This is a genomic window from Rugamonas fusca, from assembly GCF_014042365.1.
Taxonomy (GTDB): Bacteria; Pseudomonadota; Gammaproteobacteria; order Burkholderiales; family Burkholderiaceae_D; genus Rugamonas; species Rugamonas fusca.
On record NZ_JACEZS010000028.1, the window covers coordinates 13,452 to 29,636 of the forward strand.

The 16,185-nt window shown below is 61.9% G+C and carries 12 protein-coding genes; 9 read left to right on the top strand and 3 right to left on the bottom strand.

Annotated features, from left to right (window positions below; genetic code table 11):
• Nucleotides 1–64 precede the first annotated feature (64 nt).
• Complete coding sequence (locus H3H36_RS23195) at nt 65–1,360, top strand: metal-dependent hydrolase (RefSeq protein ID WP_182220438.1); 1,296 nt, start codon at nt 65–67, stop codon at nt 1,358–1,360.
• A gap of 25 nt (nt 1,361–1,385) precedes the next feature.
• On the opposite strand, the gene tsaD is transcribed toward H3H36_RS23195, so the two are convergent.
• Nucleotides 1,386–2,426, bottom strand: coding sequence for a tRNA (adenosine(37)-N6)-threonylcarbamoyltransferase complex transferase subunit TsaD (tsaD, locus tag H3H36_RS23200; protein WP_182220439.1), 1,041 nt, complete (start codon nt 2,424–2,426; stop codon nt 1,386–1,388).
• Between the two features lie 60 nt (nt 2,427–2,486).
• The gene (locus H3H36_RS23205) at nt 2,487–3,083 is read right to left on the bottom strand and encodes a GNAT family N-acetyltransferase (protein WP_182220440.1); all 597 of its coding nucleotides are present in this window, start codon (nt 3,081–3,083) and stop codon (nt 2,487–2,489) included.
• Nucleotides 3,084–3,388: 305 nt separating this feature from the next.
• Between H3H36_RS23205 and H3H36_RS23210 the strand changes: the two genes are divergently transcribed.
• Together H3H36_RS23210 and H3H36_RS23215 are read left to right on the top strand one after the other, a co-directional pair.
• Nucleotides 3,389–5,167, top strand: a complete 1,779-nt coding sequence (locus H3H36_RS23210; RefSeq protein WP_182220441.1) for a Tle4 family T6SS lipase effector — start codon at nt 3,389–3,391, stop codon at nt 5,165–5,167.
• Between the two features lie 101 nt (nt 5,168–5,268).
• A complete protein-coding gene (locus H3H36_RS23215; protein WP_182220442.1) occupies nt 5,269–6,531 on the top strand; it encodes a T6SS immunity protein Tli4 family protein in 1,263 nt (420 codons plus the stop codon).
• 130 nt (nt 6,532–6,661) lie between these two features.
• Here H3H36_RS23215 and H3H36_RS23220 read toward each other — a convergent pair whose 3' ends face one another.
• Nucleotides 6,662–7,720, bottom strand: a complete 1,059-nt coding sequence (locus H3H36_RS23220) for a 3-deoxy-7-phosphoheptulonate synthase (protein WP_182220443.1) — start codon at nt 7,718–7,720, stop codon at nt 6,662–6,664.
• 108 nt (nt 7,721–7,828) lie between these two features.
• On the opposite strand from H3H36_RS23220, the gene ybiB reads away from it, so the two are divergent.
• The 6 genes from ybiB (at nt 7,829) to rpoD (ending at nt 15,735) form a co-directional block, all read left to right on the top strand.
• Nucleotides 7,829–8,815 (top strand): DNA-binding protein YbiB, encoded by a 987-nt coding sequence (gene ybiB, locus H3H36_RS23225; protein WP_182220444.1) that lies wholly within the window; start codon nt 7,829–7,831, stop codon nt 8,813–8,815.
• A 66-nt stretch (nt 8,816–8,881) separates the two neighbouring features.
• Complete coding sequence (locus H3H36_RS23230) at nt 8,882–10,093, top strand: BaiN/RdsA family NAD(P)/FAD-dependent oxidoreductase (RefSeq protein WP_182220445.1); 1,212 nt, start codon at nt 8,882–8,884, stop codon at nt 10,091–10,093.
• Nucleotides 10,094–10,279: 186 nt separating this feature from the next.
• Entirely contained in the window at nt 10,280–10,492 is a 213-nt protein-coding gene (gene rpsU, locus H3H36_RS23235) for a 30S ribosomal protein S21 (protein WP_008451879.1), read from the top strand.
• 163 nt (nt 10,493–10,655) lie between these two features.
• A complete protein-coding gene (locus H3H36_RS23240) occupies nt 10,656–11,105 on the top strand; it encodes a GatB/YqeY domain-containing protein (protein ID WP_182220446.1) in 450 nt (149 codons plus the stop codon).
• A gap of 93 nt (nt 11,106–11,198) precedes the next feature.
• Nucleotides 11,199–12,995: a DNA primase gene (gene dnaG / locus H3H36_RS23245; RefSeq protein WP_182220447.1), complete on the top strand. Its 1,797-nt coding sequence runs from the start codon at nt 11,199–11,201 to the stop codon at nt 12,993–12,995.
• A 493-nt stretch (nt 12,996–13,488) separates the two neighbouring features.
• Nucleotides 13,489–15,735: an RNA polymerase sigma factor RpoD gene (gene rpoD, locus H3H36_RS23250; RefSeq protein ID WP_182220448.1), complete on the top strand. Its 2,247-nt coding sequence runs from the start codon at nt 13,489–13,491 to the stop codon at nt 15,733–15,735.
• Nucleotides 15,736–16,185 lie beyond the last annotated feature (450 nt).

Genomic DNA, 16,185 nt, shown 5'->3' on the forward strand with positions numbered 1-16,185 from the left:
AGGCACCGGCCCGCGCGGCAGCGGTCGCCGGCGCCCCCATCCGGCATCCGGTAAGATGCCGTGCATGGACAACATCACACACACCGTCGTCGGCCTGGGCGTGGGCGAACTGCTGCAGCGCAGCCTGCCGCCGGAGCCTGATGGGCTGCGGACCCGCACGCGGCGCCGCTTGCTGCTGAGCGCATGCGCGCTGGCCAGCAATGTGCCCGACCTCGACATCCTGCTCGCCGGGCGCCTGCCCGATCCGCTGGGCTATCTGCTCAACCACCGCGGCCACACGCACACGCTGCTGTACGCGCTGCCGCAAGCGCTGGCGCTGGCCATCCTGCTGTGGCTGTGCTGGCCCGCCGCACGCGCCTTGCTGCGGGCCAGCCGGCCGGCCCGTTGGGGACTGGCGGCCAGCATAGTCGCCGGCCTGGGCCTGCACCTGTTGCTCGACTACACCAATTCCTACGGCCTGCACCCGTTCTATCCCTTCGATGGACGCTGGTTTTACGGCGACATGGTATTCATCGTCGAGCCGCTGTACTGGATCGCGTTCGGCGCGCCGCTGGCCATGATGCTGGCCACGCGGCGCGCGCGCGTGGCGGCGCTGGCCGCGCCGGTGTGCGCGCTGCTGTACTTCACGGCCCGGGGCTACCTGGGCGGCGCCTCGTGCGCGGCCCTGCTGGGCGCCGGCTTGCTGCTGGGGGCCGCGCAGCAGCGGGCCGGCGCGCGCGGACGTGCCGCGCTGCTGCTGGCGTTCGGCCTGTGCGGCACTTACGTGGCGGGGCAGGGCATCGCGTCCCACGTGGGCGGCGAGCGCCTGCGCGCCACGCTGCGGCGCCTGGACCCGGCCGCGCGCGTGGTGGACGTGGCCATGACGGCCTATCCCTCCCAGCCCTTGTGCTGGAACTTCGTGTCGGTCGAAAGCGATGAGGCGGCCGGCAGCTACCGCATGCGGCGCGGCGTGACCAGCCTGGCGCCCGATTGGCTGGCGCCGTTGGCCTGCCCGCGCCGGCTGGTCGATGGTGGTGCGATGGTCAGCCTGGATGCGGCCAGCGTCGAGATGGCGCAAGTGACGGACAGCCTGCAGGCATTGCGCCGCCTCCAGCGCGACGACTGCCATGTCAATGCGTGGCTGCGTTTTGCACGGGCGCCGGCGCTGTCCCTGGCCACGGGCGAGGCGTCAGATTACCGCTTCGCCATCACGCCGCGCGGCAATTTCACCACGCTGCATTTCGGCGCACTGCGCGGCCGTGCCTGTCCGCGCGACGTGCCGGGCTGGGACGACCCGCGCGCCGATTTGCTGGCCGCGCCGGCGCAGGCTGCGCTGGCGGCCGGCCAGTCCGGCGCGCCACCAGCGGCGACGGCGCACTAGGGCGCGCCGTGCCGGGGAGGGCGCATCAAATGACCTTGAGTTCTTCCAGCGGCCAGCGTGGCCGCACGTTGAAGCTGTAGTCGCGCTGGGCCGCCTGCGGATTGATCTGCAGGCGCATGGCGCCGGCGAAGGCGATCATGGCGCCGTTATCGGTGCAGAATTCCAGCTCGGGGTAGTAGACCTTGAAGCGCTTCTTCGCGGCGGCCGCGTTGAGCGAGGCGCGCAGCTGGGCGTTGGCGCCCACGCCGCCGGCGATCACCAGCCGCTTCAGGCCCGTGTGCTTGAGCGCCTTCACGCATTTGGCCGTGAGCACGTCGACGATGGCGTCCACGAAGCCGCGCGCGATGTTGGCCTTGTCCTGCTCGCAGATGTTGGCGATCACCTGTTCCTGGTGGTTCTTCACCACCGTCAGCACGGCCGTCTTCAGGCCCGAGAAGCTGAAATTGAAGTCCTTGGTGTGCAGCATCGGGCGCGGCAGCGTGTAGGCCAGCGGGTCGCCGAATTCGGCCAGGCGCGAAATGGCCGGGCCGCCCGGATAACCGAGGCCCAAGAGCTTGGCCGACTTGTCGAACGCCTCGCCGGCCGCGTCGTCCAGCGTTTCGCCCAGCAGCGTGTACTGGCCCACGCCGTCCACCCGCATCAGCTGGGTGTGGCCGCCCGATACCAGCAGCGCCACGAACGGAAATTCGGGCGGCTGCGACGCCAGCAGCGGCGACAGCAGATGGCCTTCCAGGTGGTGCACGCCCAGCACCGGCTTGTCCAGCGCCAGGCCCAGGCTGCAGGCGATGGAGGAACCGACCAGCAGCGCGCCGGCCAGGCCGGGGCCCTGGGTGTAGGCGATGGCGTCGATGTCGGCCATGGCGATGCCGGCACCGTCCAGCGTCTTTTTCAGCAGCGGGATGGCGCGCCGGATATGGTCGCGCGAGGCCAGCTCCGGCACCACGCCGCCGTATTCCTCGTGCATGGCCACCTGGGAATGGAGGGCGTGCGACAGCAGGCCGCGTTGCGTGTCATACAGCGCAAGGCCGGTTTCGTCACAGGAGGATTCGACGCCGAGAACGATCATGAAAAGTGCGGAGGTGAACAGGTAATCCGCCATTGTAAAGGAAAGCGCGCCGGCTGGCCCCTAGCCGGCCAGGCGCCGTTCCAGCCGGGCGTGCACGTCCGGCCAGTCGAGGTCGGTGACGGCGTACAGCACGCTGTCGCGCACATGGCCGGTCCAGGTGACGCGGTCGCGCCGCAGCACGCCCTCGCGCTGCGCCCCCAGCTTGGCGATGGCGGCCTGGCTGCGCACATTGCGCGCGTCCGTCAGCAGCTCCACGCGGCGTGCGCCACGCGCGAACGCATAGTCCAGCATCAGCAGTTTCGAGGCCGGATTGGCGTGGCCGGAACGCGCGCCTGGATGGAGGAAGGTGGCGCCGATTTCCACGCACTGGCGTTCGGGCTTGATGTTGAGGAAGCTGCTGGTGCCCACCAGCTCCCCGCTGGCCAGGTCGCGGATCGCATAGGCCAGCCATTGGCCGGCCGCCATCCGCGTGGTCAGCATCTCCCACCAGCTGTGGAAGTGCGCGCCCTGGCCGCTCATGGCGAACAAGTCCCACGCCGGCGCGTCGCAATCGAGCACCTGGCGCAGCGCGTCCTTGTGCTGCGGGGTGTAGGGTTCGAGCCGGACGTGTGGGCCGCTCAGTACGGCTTGCTCCAGGTGGAAGGGCAGATTAGTCATGGCGATGGATGAATTCTTGTTTTAAATGCAAATATAGCCCGGCCCAACCTTCCAGGCAAGTCACATCGCCGGCAAGCCTAAGCCGGTCCCGAATAGTTTCCCTGGACAGCTGATAACGCTGGGTGAAGTGAGAATGCCATGACTTTATTTCAACGATTCGTTGCTCGACCTCAAAGCTCTTAAACGGCCTCATGCGACTATCGATCGGGTGCGCATAACGCGCAGCGCTTGTCAGGCCAAGCAGCGTTGTATGCGGACAGCAAGAACTGAGGCTTACGAAGGCATTCCCAGCGCAAGGAGACGGTATGGACGAGGCACTATTACCGGCAGCGACACGTCGCGTACCGTTGTCTTTTAGCGAGCATGGAGAGCCTCGCTTCATGACGGTGTGCAGCCCCAAAAGCTTTCGTGTGCGGGCGCACGCGGTCGTCCCGCCGCGCCATGTGATCCCGGTGATCTTTGTGCCAGGCATCATGGGCACCAATTTGCGGATGAAGAGCACTGCCGACTCCAGGAACTCCGCAGCATGGAGCCCGCCGAACGGCACGATAGCGGCTTTGGGGGAAGTCAGAAAGAGAAAGGGACAGACACCCAAGAACCGGCAATTGCAAATGACAGCCGACCGCACCGAGGTTGATGATCGGGGAAAAGTCGAATTACCGGCTGGTGTTTTGACGTTAACTCAGGACGAGGCCCTGCGCAGGGGCTGGGGGGCACTGCATTTCGACAGTTACGGTCACGTCTTGGCTGAATTGGAGCGCTGTCTCAATGACCAATATGAGGAGCCGGGCAAAAAAGGCACAAGAAAGCTGGCGGTGTGGGAGGTTGCCCAGACCTTGAAGAAACCTCCTCAGATCCAGCAATGTGCAGGCGAGCCAGACGATCCATGTTGGAATGCCGACCCAGTTGACGTGAGGAGGATATGGAATGCGGTCAAGGGCAACGTCGCCCCGTTAACGGACGACGAATTCACGCGGCTAGACGATTTTTTCTATCCAGTATGGGCCTACGGCTACAACTGGTTAGACAGCAATGAAACGGCCGCCAACGGCCTGGTCAAACGAATAGACGAGGTGCTTGCTTGGTATGACAAGACCAAATACTTCGCGACGCAGGGGAAGGTCATTCTTGTCACCCATTCGATGGGCGGGATCGTTGCGCGCAGGGCTGCGCAGAAGAGCAGCAACAAGATACTCGGTGTCGTACATGGCGTGCAGCCCGTCAGCGGTGCCCCGGTGGTCTACAGGCGTTTCCGCGCCGGCACCGAAGTGGGGAGTTTCTTCAATGTTATAGGCGCCGCGACCGCCACGATTATCGGCTGGGACGCCGCCGACATCACCTGCGTGATGGCGAACTCACCCGGCGCGTTGGAACTGCTGCCGACTAAGAACTATCCACCAGGCTGGCTGACGGTTACGCAGATGGGACAAGGGGATGTTCCCAAAGAACTGACTCGACCATTGCCGATATCCGATCCATATGAGGAGATCTATGCCAAACGTGTCCAAGATGTTTGGTGGGGCATGGTCGATGAAACGCTAATTGATCCGGCCGGGCTCTTGAAAAAAAGAGCCGCTATTCTGGAACCGTTCGAGTCATATTTGAAAATATTAAAGAAAGCGAAGGATTTTCACGACACATTGGGACTTTCTTGCCATCCGAATACTTATGCAACCTATGGTGCGGATCGCTTTGAGGCGACATTCGGCGGTGTGCATTGGCGCACTGATAGCTATCTGAAGAGTGAAACGAGTAAAAATCTTATGAGTTTGCCTGCTAAGTCCTGGACGATGAAGGGCGAAACTCGTCTTGTCTCCGGTGTTGGTGCTGTTTTATTTAGTCTTGAAAATAAACCGAGCCCCAAGAAGGATGATGATGTTGATTCAGGAGATGGTACGGTTCCAAATCCTTCAGGTGCCAGCATTGCGCGCGCTGACGGCGCGCAATGCGTTTTTAGGATGAAAGGCTTCGATCATCAAGGAAGCTATTCCAATAGGGACGTACTTGATAATGCTATGTATTGTATTGGAAAGATTGTTCAGAAAGCCATTCCAGCCAGAGAAATTCCCTTAAAAGCCCTATGAGGATCGCCAACATTTTAGCACTCGCTATGCGGCTGATTAGAGTTGGTTATGCGATCCTTATCGTCTGCTGTCCACTTAACGCCAGCCCTAAGGAAGTTTCCATGATGAACTCGACGACGCTATGTTTCGGACGATTTTTAATTGATTTGCCGGAGGGGGTGCATATCAGGCAGATTGGACAGCAATCGAGTTTTATGTATGGCGACATATATTCGGAAAAACTTGAGCGTGGCGTGAGTGAGTTTGAAATGAGGATGCTGGAGAGGGAAGCTGAGGCGCGTAGAGGGAATAATAAAGACAAATTCAAATTTGTTGAAGTTAAGAAAACGCCATCCAATAACACCAGGATATTTATATTTAATGATGATGTGTTTGGTAGGAAACTATTTCAAGTCGAGATGTATCATTTCGATGGTGGGATATTGTATTCGTTATCGCAGGGTCCGTATAACAATAAAACAATTAATGAAGTTGTTAAGGGAATTGAGAATGACATTGTTGCGCATTTGAGGCCTCGAAAGATTGACGAAATTCCTTCTGCACCTGGCTTTTGTTTTAAAGACGGGTTTGTAGAAAATGATGATTACAAAGAGCATTTTGAGGAAGCTCGTATGCAGATCAATCTCAAGGAATGGCCGGATGTATGGGTTGCGGTTTATAGCCAGACAGTGCCAAAGGCTGGGGATGAATCGCTGTTGCAGCGAATTGATAAATACCCAGAGTCACCGCTGGAAAAAGCCTACATAAAAACATTCCGTCGAGGCAAGCGCGACGTGAACGGGTTTAAAGGTGAGGAATTGCTTGATTTGCTGCCAACGGAAAACGGGGTGAAGCAGCACTACTTTCATTGGGAGGCTCTCGGCCAAATTGATAACGTCTTTGCACCATTGCTCGACCTTGAATTCGAGACTGCGGTGTTGCCATTAAAGGGGCCGAGACCTCGTCCCTCGCTCACGGATGAGCAAGCGATCAAGCTCTACGACACTATTGTCAGTTCCATCCGTCTACGCCCGACCACTGCCCCCGCCAAGACCAGCGCAAACGAGCCGCCTAAAAAAAACCTGGGTGAGCAGGCAATCACCGGCCGCATTTGCCCGCAAACGGGCTGGTGGCAGACCAGCGACGCAGGCGTAGTCGCTGAGTGGCGGCGCCGGCATTTCATGGAGGGTGAACTGCTGCCCAGCGCATTGCGCCGCGAAGAGCCGACCTTATGGCAAATAATCAAAGGTGAACGGCCGGTCCGGCCCGGTGCAGTGGTGTGGCAACTAGTGGAGTATGGACACGCCCCGAATGAGGACACACAAGTACGTGTGCGACAAGAAACTGATCCCGCCAAGGGCGCAGAACCGCCTACGCGCAATTAGAGACCGTTTCAGAAAATCGTAGCATCGTTTGCAATATGCTTCGCAACGCGGCCTCTTCGCCGTGCTGGCATATTGTCTTCGCGGCACCAATTTCGAAACAGTCTCTTCCAGCAGATTACGGTGCGCCTGATTACGGGCGATTGCGCAGCTGGGCCGCCGCGTCGCGCAGCATCTTGGCCGTCGTATCCCAGTCGATGCAGGCGTCCGTCACGGAGCAGCCGTATTTCAGCTCGCTCAGGTCGGCCGGGATCTTCTGGTTGCCGGCCACGATGTTCGATTCGATCATCACGCCCACCAGCGACTTGTTGCCCTGGACGATCTGGTGGATCACGTCGGCCATCACCAGCGGTTGCAGTTCCGGCTTCTTGTAGCTGTTGGCGTGCGAGCAGTCCACCACCAGCGTGGCCGGCAGCTTGGCCTTGTCCAGCGCCTGTTCGGCGATGGCGATCGAGACGGAATCGTAGTTGGGGCGGCCGTCGCCGCCGCGCAGCACCACGTGGCCGTAGCCGTTGCCGCGCGTGCGCACGATGGACACGTTGCCCTGGCTGTTAATGCCCAGGAAGGAGTGCGGATGGGCCGACGACAGGATGGCGTTGATGGCGATGCCGATGTCGCCGTCCGTGCCGTTCTTGAAGCCCACCGGGGTGGACAGGCCGGACGACATCTCGCGGTGCGTCTGCGATTCCGTGGTGCGCGCGCCGATGGCGGTCCACGCGATCAAATCGCCCAGGTACTGGGGCGAGATCGGGTCCAGCGCCTCGGTGGCCGTGGGCAGGCCCAGTTCGCACACGTCGAGCAGGAACTGGCGGGCCTTCTCCATGCCCACGTCCACGCGGAACGAATCGTCCATGTCCGGATCGTTGATGTAACCCTTCCAGCCGGTGGTGGTGCGCGGCTTTTCGAAATACACGCGCATCACCAGCAGCATGGTGTCGGCCACTTCCTCCTGCAGCGCCTTCAGGCGGCGTGCGTAATCGAGGCCGGCCACCGGGTCATGGATGGAGCAGGGGCCGACCACCACGAACAGGCGCTTGTCCTTGCGGTCGATGATGTTGCGCAGCGCCTCGCGGCCCTTCATCACCGTGTCCGAGGCCAGGTCAGTCAGCGGCAGCTTGGCGTGCAGGGCTTCCGGCGACGGCATGGGGCCGAACGAGGTGACGTTGATGTTTTCGATATCTGGGGAGATCATGGTGGTTCTCTGCTGTAGGGTTTTTCCGGGGGAGCCATAGTGTAGCTGAAATGGCGCGAACGGGCCGGGCGCCGCTGCGCCGCGTCAATTCCGTGTAAGCTAGCGGCCATGACGACACCAGACACACCCTTTCCAGCCGCCCGCTTCATCAAGGAGATAGGCCGCGGCAAAAACGGCGCCCGCAGCATGACGCGCGCTGACGCCCACGACTTGTACCAGGCCATGCTGGACGGCCGCGTTTCCGACCTCGAACTGGGCGCCATCCTGCTGGCCATGCGCATCAAGGGCGAATCGGTGGAGGAGATCGCCGGTTTCCTCGATGCGGCCGAAGCGTCGTTCGCGCCGCTGACGGCGCCGCCGGGACAGTATGCGCCCGTGCTCATCCCCAGCTACAACGGCGCCCGCAAGATGGCCAATTTGACGGCGCTGCTGGCCATGCTGCTGGCGCGCGAAGGCGTGCCGGTGCTGGTGCACGGCGTGGCACGCGATCCGGGCCGGGTCACCACGGCCGAGGTGTTCGAGGCGCTGGGCGTGACGGCCGCGCTGGACCATGCCGAGGCCGAGGAAGCGCTGGCCCAGGGCCGCGCCGCCTTCATCACCATCGATGCGCTGGCGCCCCGGCTGGCGCGCATGCTGGCGCTGCGCGGCGTGCTGGGGGTGCGCAACTCCACCCACACGCTGGTCAAGATCATGCAGCCGTTCGCCGGGCCGGCGCTGCGGCTGGTGTCCTACACCCACCCCGAATACCTGGAAATGCTGGGCGAATACTTCACCACGGCCGCCCCGCACGAACGGGGCGACGCCTTCCTGATGCGCGGCACGGAAGGAGAGACGGTGGCCAACGCCAACAAGGCCCAGCAGATCGACTGGTTCCACGGCGGCCTGCGCACCATGCTGGTACCCAAGCAGACGCTGGTGCAGGAACTGCCCGCGCTGCCCGAGGAGAAGGACGCCGCCACCACGGCCGCCTGGATCGCGTCCGCGCTGCGCGGCGAGGTGCCGGTGCCGCCATCCATCGCCGAGCAGGTGGCGCAGATCGTGCTGGTGTCGCGCACGCTGCGTTCGCGCCAGCACGCGAGCGAACCGCTGGCCTGACCAGCGGCCCGGCCGCCCGCACACAGTACAATCACGCCTTTGCAACAGTGCGGGACCGGAAAGAACATGGCAAAACAGTTTGATGTGGCAGTAATCGGCGCGGGCGCGGCCGGCATGATGTGCGCGGCCGTGGCGGCCCAGCGGGGCCGGCGCGTGGTGCTGCTCGACCATGCTTCCCGGCTGGCGGAAAAGATCCGCATCTCCGGCGGCGGGCGCTGCAACTTCACCAACCTGCACGCGGGCCCGCAGCACTTCCTGTCCGACAATCCCCACTTCTGCAAGAGCGCACTGTCGCGCTACACGCCCCAGGATTTCCTGGCGCTGGTCAAGAAGCACCGCATCGGCTACCACGAGAAGCACAAGGGCCAACTGTTCTGCGACGACTCGGCCGAGCAGATCATCCAGATGCTCAAGGATGAATGCGCGGCCGGCGACGTCGAATGGCGCATGCCATGCAAGGTGGCCGGCCTCGAACGCGACGTGACGGGCCGCTTCCTGCTGCACACCGATTGCGGCGACATCGACGCGGCCAGCGTGGTGGTGGCCACGGGCGGCCTGTCCATCCCCAAGATCGGCGCCACCGACTTCGGTTACCGCATCGCGCGCCAGTTCGACCTGAAGCTGGTCGAGCCGCGCCCCGCGCTGGTGCCACTCACGTTCGACGAGGCCGCGTGGAAACCGTTCGTGCCGCTGGCCGGCATCGCGCTGGAGGTGGACGTGGAGACGGGCAGCTTCAAGGGCCGCAACCCCACGGGCGGGCGCTTCCGCGAGGACTTGCTGTTCACCCACCGTGGCCTGTCCGGCCCGGCCATCCTGCAGATATCGAGCTACTGGCAGCCGGGCACGCCCATCGTCATTAACCTGCTGCCGGAAATGGACCTGGCCCAGGCCCTGATCGAGGGCAAGGGCACGATCAAGAAACAACTGGGCAACGTGCTGTCCCAATGGCTGCCGGCCCGGCTGGCCGAAGGACTGTTGCTGGCCCACGGTTTCGCGCTGGACGCGCGCCTGGCCGATATGCCGGACGCCCAGTTGCGCCGCCTGGGGCAAGCCATCAACCAATGGACGCTGGTGCCCAACGGTTCCGAAGGCTACCGCAAGGCCGAGGTGACGCGTGGCGGCGTGGACACGCGTGAACTGTCGCAGCAGACCATGATGGCCACCAAGGTGCCCGGCCTGTACTTCGTGGGCGAGACGGTGGACGTGACGGGATGGCTGGGCGGCTACAACTTCCAGTGGGCCTGGGCCTCCGGTGTGGCGGCCGGGCAGGCTGTCTGATATACTGGCCGACCTTGATGTAGCGGCTGAGGCCTTGAGGTGCGGGAAAGATTGCTCTCCGGTCCGTGTTGTATGTGTACTGAAAGCCGCATGGTTGGCCGTTTCGGCGGCCAGGCATCTTCCATTTTTGGATAAAAGCTGCTATAGTCTCTTTCTTCCTATAACCTCAACGGTTTGAATTTTTACATGACCACTATTCGCCTTAAAGAAAACGAGCCGTTCGAAGTCGCAATGCGTCGCTTCAAACGCACCATCGAAAAAACCGGTCTGCTGACCGAACTGCGCGCACGCGAGTTCTACGAAAAGCCAACGGCTGAGCGCAAGCGCAAGCTGGCAGCTGCCGTGAAGCGCCACTACAAGCGCATCCGCAGCCAGCAACTGCCTAAGAAACTGTTCTAAGACTGTTCTGGCAGCACGGGCCCCGGTAGTGCGGCAATTGTCGCCACGGGCCATGTTGTGCAGCGTTTGGATGCCGTCAGTCCAGATGAGTCGCTTACCCGCTCCGGTTCGCCGCAGCGGGTTTTCTCATTTATAAACTGTTTATTTTGATAGAAAGACTGCCATGAGCTTGAAAGTACAAATCAGCGAAGACATGAAGGCCGCCATGCGTGCCAAGGAAACCGGCAAGCTCAACACGATCCGCCTGCTGATGGCCGAGATCAAGCGCAAGGAAGTGGACGAGCGCATCGAGCTGGACGACGCCCAGACCATTGCCATCGTGGAAAAGATGATCAAGCAGCGCAAGGATTCCATCACCCAGTTCGAAGCCGGCGGCCGCGCCGACCTGGCTGACATTGAAAAAGCGGAACTGGCCGTGCTGTCGGCCTACATGCCAGCCGGCCTGTCGGACGAGGAGATCGCGGCCGAAGTGGCCGCCGCCGTGGCCGCCTCGGGCGCCGCCGGTCCGCAGGACATGGGCAAGGTGATGGCCATCGTCAAGCCCAAGCTGGCTGGCCGTGCCGACATGACCGTCGTTTCCGCCCTCGTTAAGAAGGCGCTGAGCCCGGCATAATCACCTGTAAGTTCGCCGCCGCACCTTGAGCCACCGCAAGGCCGGGCCAGGTGCGGCGGGTTAGTCTGATCCCAAACAAGGCCGCGCCAGCACGTGATACCGCAATCTTTCATTTCCGATTTGCTGAACCGGGTCGACATCGTCGACATCGTGGGACGCTATGTGCAGCTGAAAAAAGGCGGCGCCAACTTCATGGGCCTGTGCCCGTTCCACAGCGAAAAGTCGCCGAGCTTCACGGTCAGCCCCACCAAGCAGTTCTATCACTGCTTCGGCTGCGGTGCGCACGGCACCTCGATCGGTTTCCTGATCGAATACTCGGGCATGGGCTTCGTGGACGCCGTCAAGGAACTGGCGCAGAACGTGGGCATGGTCGTGCCCGAGCAGGACGACAAGATTCCACCGGCCCAGCGGGCCCAGATGCAAGCCCACAGCATGGCGCTGACGGAAGCGATGACGCGCGCCTGCGATTTTTACCGGGCCCAGCTGCGCAGTGCGCCCAACGCCATCGCCTACCTGAAAAATCGCGGCCTGACGGGTGAGATCGCGGCCCGCTTCGGCCTCGGCTACGCGCCGGCCGGCTGGGATAACCTGCGCGCCGTGTTCCCCGACTATGACGCCGTGGTGCTGGCCGAATCGGGCCTCGTGATCGACAAGGTGGACGAGGATGGCGGCAACCGCAAGCGCTATGACCGCTTCCGCGAGCGCGTCATGTTCCCCATCAAGAACACCAAGGGCCAGGTGATCGCCTTCGGCGGCCGCGTGCTCGACCATGGCGAACCGAAATACTTGAATTCCCCCGAAACGCCATTATTTTCGAAGGGATTCGAATTGTATGGCTTGTTCGAGGCACGCCAGGCTATCCGCGACGCCGGCTATGTGCTGGTGACGGAAGGTTACATGGACGTGGTGGCGCTGGCCCAGATGGGCTTCCCGCAAGCCGTGGCCACGCTGGGCACGGCTTGCACCACCCACCACGTGCAGAAACTGTTGCGGCAAACGGACAATGTGATCTTCAGTTTCGACGGCGACAAGGCCGGCCGGCGCGCCGCCCGCCGCGCGCTGGAAGCGTGCCTGCCGCACGTGTCGGACAACAAGACCATCAAGTTCCTGTTCCTGCCCACCGAGCACGACCCGGACAGCTACGTGCGCGCGCATGGCGCCGAAGCGTTCGAGCAGGAAATCCATGAGGCGATGCCGCTGTCGCAGTTCCTGATCAAGGAAGTGGTCGGCGAGCATGATTTGAACGGGCCGGAAGGCCGGGCCCGCGCCCAGTTCGACGCCAAGCCGCTGCTGCAGGCGATGGCGCCGTCGGCCTTGCGCCTGCAGATCGTGCGCGCGCTGGCACAGTTGACGCAGAGCACGCCGTCCGAGATCGAGGCGCTGTTCGAGCTGGCCAAGCCGGTGGCCGTGGCGCGCCAGGCGCCGCCGCGCAGCGGCCGGCCCGTGCCGGTGGGACTGGAATTGCAGATTGTGCGGCTGCTGGTGGCGCACCCGCCGCTGGCGCTCGACATCGATGCCGACGCGCTGGCCGCGTTTCACTATTTCGGCGCGGAACCGGCCGAGCGCCTGGCCCAGCTCGTGGCCCAGGCGCAGGCCATGGGGCCGAACGGTGGTTTTGCTGCTTTTGCGCAACACCTGAAGTCGCAGGGAGATGAGTATGACGCCATCATCGCCGAGATCGTCAAGGAGCCCGAGTCCGATTTCGACGCGGTGCGCCTGTTCCTGCGTGGCGCCATCCGCCAGGTCAAGAACGATGCGCTGAAGCAGGAGTTGCATGATTTGCTGGCGGCCGGCCTGTCGTCCGACGAGCTGGGCGTGCGCTACCGCGAGATTACCTCGAAGCAAGATCAGTTGTTGCGCGAGGCAGAGGCGGAACTGTCGCACCGCTAGGCTGGCGTGGCTGGCGGCCATGATCTGGCAGCGGGTGGGGAGGGCGCCTGCCCTCTGGAAATTGCAGATGTGCGTGCTATAATAAAACGCTAAGTGTTGTCTATTTTGGCATCGTTTTTCAGTTCAGAGTGTGTTTGTTTTTTAGTAAGTTAGGCTCTTGATCGGCGCGGAAAGGCAGCGTCGGCGGCCAGGGCCGGCTTTGGTTGAACCGGCGCATGAACGTGCGGCCGATGGCGGAATTCCTTCCGCCCGTGAACCAGTCTCGGCTCCTGCCCCCACACGCATGTCAAATGCAGTAGAATTTCTGCCGAAAACGGCTGTCTTGGCCGTCGGTAGGGAATCTGTTGTGGACGCGGATCGTGCCCAACAAGGTGTAAGTAAGTCGTAGTATTGTCGGACTTGTGTGGTCGGCAAGTTCGAAGACAGAGGTCCCACAAGGGCCGCAAGAAACTTTATCCTAAATAAGCAAGTCGTTGTGTAATCGAAAGCGCCTGTGCCAACCAAGAAACCTGAATCCAAAGCGGCTGCAAAGCCCAGCAAAGTGACCGCCAAGTCTGCGAAAGCGACGGACAAGCCGGAAACGCGCGTCGCCAGCAACCCGCCGGCGGTGAGCCAGACGACGGATGCGGCCACCCTGGCCGCCATCGACACGTCCGGCTACGTCTTGCCCACGGTGAAAGTGCCGGGCCGGCGCGGTCGCAAGCCCAAGGAATTCCAGCCCGAGAACGATGAAGTGGCGGCCCTGAACGCCGTCGAGCGGGCCGAGCTGAAAGCGGTGGACAAGGCCAAGGCCAAGGACCGCAAGGCCAAGGAAAAGGCCTTGCTCAAGGATGCGTTCTCGTCGGACACGGAAGCGACCGAGGAAGAACTGGAACGCCGGCGCCAGAAACTCAAGACCCTGATCAAGTTCGGCAAGGAACGCGGTTTCCTCACCTACGCCGAGATCAACGACCATCTGCCCGAGAACATCGTCGATCCGGAAGCGATCGAAGGCATCATCGGCACCTTCAACGACATGGGCATCGCCGTCTACGAGCACGCGCCCGATGCCGAAACGCTGCTGCTGTCGGACAACGTGGCCACCGTCACCAGCGACGACGAAGCGGAAGCGGCGGCCGAGGCCGCCCTGTCCACGGTGGATTCCGACTTTGGCCGCACCACCGACCCGGTGCGCATGTACATGCGCGAAATGGGCTCCGTGGAACTGCTGACCCGCGAAGGCGAGATTGAAATCGCCAAGCGCATCGAGGATGGCCTGAAGGACATGATCCAGGCCATTTCCGCCTGCCCCGTGACGATCGCCGAGATCATCGCCGCCTCCGAGCGCATCCGCGCCGACGAAATCAAGATCGACGAGATCGTCGACGGCCTGGTCGACGAGAACGAGGAAGCGGCCGCTGCCGCGCCGGCCCCGGCCGCCGCCAGCGAGGACGACGAGGACGAGGAAGAGGAAGAAGAGGAAGAAGAGGAAGAAGAGGAAGAGCCCAGCACATCGGGCGCCGCAGGCTTCTCGGCCGAACAGCTGGAAGCGATGAAGACGACGGCGCTGGAGAAATTCGACGTCATCTCGCTGCAGTTCGACAAGATGCGCAAGGCGTTCGAAAAGGATGGCTACAATTCCAAGGCCTACGTGAAGGCGCAGGAAGCCATCTCGCTGGAACTGCTGGGCATCCGCTTCACGGCCAAGGTGGTGGAAAAGCTGTGCGACACGCTGCGCGGCCAGGTGGACGAAGTGCGCCACATCGAAAAGCAGATCCTGGACGTGGCCGTCAACAAATGCGGCATGCCGCGCGCCCACTTCATCAAGGTCTTCCCCGGCAATGAAACGAACCTGGACTGGGTCGATGGCGAAGTGGCCGCCGGCCACGCTTACAGCGCCATCCTGGGCCGCAACATTCCGACCATCAAGGAACTGCAGCAGCGCCTGATCGACCTGCAGGCGCGCGTCGTGCTGCCGCTGCCGGACTTGCGCAACATCAACCGCCAGATGGCGGCCGGTGAAATGAAGGCGCGCAAGGCCAAGCGCGAAATGACGGAAGCGAACTTGCGTCTGGTGATCTCGATCGCCAAGAAATACACCAACCGCGGCCTGCAATTCCTCGACCTGATCCAGGAAGGCAATATCGGCCTGATGAAGGCGGTGGACAAGTTCGAATACCGTCGCGGCTACAAGTTCTCGACCTACGCCACGTGGTGGATCCGCCAGGCCATCACCCGTTCGATCGCCGACCAGGCGCGCACCATCCGTATCCCGGTGCACATGATCGAAACCATCAACAAGATGAACCGCATCTCGCGCCAGATCCTGCAGGAAACGGGCGCCGAGCCGGACCCAGCCACGCTGGCCATCAAGATGGAGATGCCCGAGGACAAGATCCGCAAGATCATGAAGATCGCCAAGGAGCCGATCTCGATGGAAACGCCGATCGGCGACGACGACGATTCCCACCTGGGCGACTTCATCGAGGACAACAACACGCTGGCGCCGTCCGACGCGGCGCTGCACGCCTCGATGCGTGGCGTCGTGAAGGACGTGCTCGACTCGCTGACGCCACGCGAAGCGAAAGTGCTGCGCATGCGTTTCGGCATCGAAATGTCGACCGACCACACGCTGGAAGAGGTGGGCAAGCAGTTCGACGTCACGCGTGAGCGCATCCGCCAGATTGAAGCCAAGGCGCTGCGCAAGCTGCGCCATCCATCGCGTTCGGACAAGCTCAAGAGCTTCCTCGAAGGTAACTAAGACTTGACTAGCATCCCGGATGCCGCTTATCCTCTCGGGTTCGTTTTGATAACGAACGCGTCAGCGGGTAGCGGCACCGGACCCCAGCGCAACAGCAGCACCCTGGGCCTCTAGCTCATGCCTGGTTAGAGCAGCGGACTCATAATCCATTAAACCGGATTTTGAATTCCAAGGAAGCCCAATAGGCATAAGGGTTTCAGCAGTTTTGTAGTGTTATAATCTGCTTACACACCGCTTACACACTTTCCAAAAAATGGAAAGCGGAATAGGGGTGCGGAAAGTAGTCGTAAGCAGCAGCAAGTTTACGGGCCTCTAGCTCATGCTTGGTTAGAGCAGCGGACTCATCAGTAAGGTGACTTTCGTTAGAAATAGCGATTGAAAAATCGGGTTAACTCAGGGAAACCTAAGCTTCTTCGGAAGTATGGCAATCCTGAACCAAGCCAAAGCTAC